Source organism: Acidithiobacillus sp. TH-A36 (genome assembly GCF_057473445.1).
In genome coordinates, this window is the sequence record NZ_JBYCKP010000229.1 from 1 (window position 1) to 3,275 (window position 3,275).

Annotated in this window: 4 protein-coding genes; all 4 read right to left on the reverse strand. The window is 55.1% G+C overall.

The window, feature by feature from the left end; translation table 11 throughout:
• The coding region (locus tag AC2VLY_RS05965; protein WP_486921928.1) for an ATPase, T2SS/T4P/T4SS family at positions 1-542 on the reverse strand (542 nt) is incomplete at its 3' end.
• A gap of 3 nt (positions 543-545) precedes the next feature.
• Positions 546-896, reverse strand: a complete 351-nt coding sequence (locus tag AC2VLY_RS05970; RefSeq protein WP_486921929.1) for a hypothetical protein — start codon at positions 894-896, stop codon at positions 546-548.
• Between the two features lie 61 nt (positions 897-957).
• On the reverse strand, positions 958-1,557 hold the full coding sequence (locus AC2VLY_RS05975; RefSeq protein WP_486921930.1) for a S26 family signal peptidase: 600 nt from the start codon (positions 1,555-1,557) through the stop codon (positions 958-960).
• Positions 1,551-3,275, reverse strand: a 1,725-nt coding sequence (locus tag AC2VLY_RS05980; protein ID WP_486921931.1) for a type IV secretory system conjugative DNA transfer family protein, incomplete at its 5' end; no start/stop codon positions are given. The genes AC2VLY_RS05980 and AC2VLY_RS05975, both read right to left, overlap by 7 nt.

The window sequence follows — 3,275 nt, forward strand, 5'->3', positions numbered from 1 at the left end:
ATCACGATCCGGTGTTCAGGGGTCCGTTCACTGACTGCATGAAGAATGGCGTTCGCCAGCGTCGTCTTGCCAGTCCCCGTTCCGCCGCAGACCAGAATATTCTGGCGGGAATCTACCGCACGATGAATCATCGCATACTGGTTTTCACTCAGAATGCCCTTGCGGACATAATCTTCCAGCGTAAAAACCAGTAAGGCCTTTTTGCGTATCGTAAAAGAAGGTGCAGATACCACTGGAGGTATGAGCCCCTCAAAGCGGCTGCCATCCAGAGGCAATTCACCGCTGATGATCGGAGAATCCGCGCTGATCATTGTCCCCAGCATGGAAGCCACCGTATCAATGATCATACGGGCCTGGCCCGCATCCAGTCGGGACCGTGGGGCCATCTCTCCACCCAGGACGTCCACCCAGACCTGACCATCAGGATTCAGCAAAATCTCGACAATCTGCGGATCTTCCAGATAGCTCTGGATATCTTTCCCGAGAATGCGCACCAGAAACTGATCCAGGCGCTCCTGTTTTGCTGCCATGGCGGCGGGCATATTTCAATCTGCCTGCATCGGATCAGCAGATGCCAGATACTGATCAATTTTTGCCTGCTCTTCGGGACTGATGTCCTCATGCGGCATGTCAAACATTTCTCCGATATCGCTGCCCTCACACATGGACAGCACGAGACCGTGCCCAAACGCATTCCGGCAGGCAAACGCCTCGGCTTCCGTATAAAAAATCACGGGTTCGCCCAATGGATCACGATATAACTCTCCCTCCCGGGGCTCAAACAGATATATCGTATCCTCGGCAAGGTCTGCAGAGGGCTGCTGATTCTCACCAACATAACGGATGGCAAAATCACCTACGCTGTAGCGGTTTTCAATCGCCTGGTTGTCCATCATGCTCTCTCCTTCAATAACTCAGTGGATAGTATCATTCCCGATAATCGGCCCATGAGGAAACTCAGAGCGGCAACCAGACGTGTGCTCTCCAGATCCACACAGGTCGGGCGATAGCCCTGATCCTGGAACCGGATACGGGACCGTAATAGCGCGAATCATAGGACAGGCGTGGCCAGCCACTGCCATAAACCCAGTATTGGTTAGGTTTCAGCCGAACCTTGCCACGCCACTGGGGCAGGGCAACCGGATACCCGACTGCCCTCAGCAGAGGTTTGCTCTGGGGCAAAAGATGCCCATCAATTTTTACCCCGGCCGCTGTCTCTTCAACCAGATCACCCGGAACCCCAACCACCTCCTTCAGGAATGGAGCAACTCCATCATCACAGTTGCCGGGATCCAGGAAAGAAAAATCCGGGGTTGGGGCGCAGAAGCTGATGTATTCTCCAACCCGGACGGGTTGCGTGAGTGACGTCACCGGAATCAGATGCCAGATGCCGACCGGTTCTGAAGGCGTACTGTTTATCCGGTAACCTGCACTCCAGGCAATCATAAAACCCACGACAATGAATCCCAGCGCGAAAGCGGGAATTCGCAGCCCACGAAAACGGACCGGACGATGAATAATCATCCATCCGGGCAGCTGCAGCCGGGTGGTCAGCACTTTCTGTCACCACTGACATCCGGGGCTTTCAGGAGACGACTCTTGAATCCTTCATCCAGATAATATTTGATCTTCTGTCCATAAATTGGCGCATGGCCGGCAACAAAGATCAGCTCATCATCCGGTGGCAGGCGCATGCATTCATCCGGGGTCAGCAGGGGGCGCTGCACTATCTGTTCGTTGGTATTGACGTTGTGCAGCAGCAGGCTGAACCGCCCACCCGAGTATTGCCGCTGGTTATGCCGGACCGTCGCCTGCCCCGCCATTTTTGACAGCAGCTCTGCCGTCTCGATTTTATTGGGCGCATAGGCAACGCGGACATGGCAGTTGCTGATAATGGATTCATCCTTTCCATAAGCGGCAAAAAGCTGGCTCAGATCCTGTACAATCAGCAACGCCTTGAGACCATAGCCGGCAATGAAGGCCAGTGCTTCCTGAAACACATCCAGCTTGCCCAGACTCGGGAACTCATCCAGTAAGAGCAGCATCCGGTGAGGATAAAGACTCCGGCTCCGTCCATCCTCCTCAAAATCCATGCCCTCTGTAAGACGCCGCACCACCTGGTTCAGGATCAGACGCAGCAAGGGTTTCAGCCGATCCTTGTCGGATGGCGGAACCACCAGATAAAGGGATGATTTTTTAACTACTTTCCGGCCATCAATATCCTCACCACCCATCAGGCTCGGGATATTGAAATCAGAAACCCGGGTGTTCTCGGCAACAATGGGGTCACGATACAGGGACAGGAAAGACAGCGCTGTCGAGAGAACGCCAGAAGCTTCATTGGGCGCCTTGTTCAGAAATGATTGCGATGCTTCCGCCACTGCACGCCAACCCGTGACCCGGTAGGCATCCTGTTCCTGTTGCAGAATCTCCAGTGCGTAATCCTTGATGTATTCAATGACCGCCTGAAACCCTTTGGGCGCAGGTTTGGCCCTGGCATTGGCCTCGCGGGGTGCCACGGCAGCCTTCTGCTCCGCCTGGGTCTCGGCAATTTCACGAACCGGTCCCCCGTCCGACAATATGGACTGGACCGTGTGCAGGCAGCGCAGATTTTTGCCATCGGATCCAGGCTTCAGGTCCGGAGACAGCAGGACATAAAGAATGACCCCCGTCAGCAGATCAAAGCCGGTTTTGGCCCAGTGGTCATTGAGGCCCTTGCCATCCGGATCGACGATCATCGTGGCAATGTTCTGCACATCCTTGATGAGGTTTCCGTCCAGACGAATTTCCTGCAGCGGATTGAAACGCACGGAATCCGGTTCGGTCGGGCAGAACTTCAGGCAACGCTGACCCAGATGTTCTTTCCTGAAACCGGCCGTCAGCGCCCAGTTTTCTCCCTTGATATCATGAATCAGTACAGATTCATCCCAGCCCAGCAAGGTCGGAATGACAATGCCAACTCCCTTGCCTGATCGGGTCGGAGCAAAAACCATGATATGTTCCGGCCCCTTGTGCCGCAGATAAAAAGTGCGCTGATCGGGATGTGCCGCCAGCTTTGTACGGATGTGCCGGCGTACGGATCGTTGAGGGGCATTCATGGTGTGGGCACCCAGAAAAACGCCGCCCCGATTGTCCTCTGTCGGCAGCAGCCCCTGGGCAATGACTTCTTCATCCGTAGCCCAGTGCGCCGAGCCATGCAGATCATTCCGCTCCTGAGCCGCCTTGCGGGTGCGCCGATAGGCCCAGATTGCCGGCAGCAGAATGGCCGACATCCC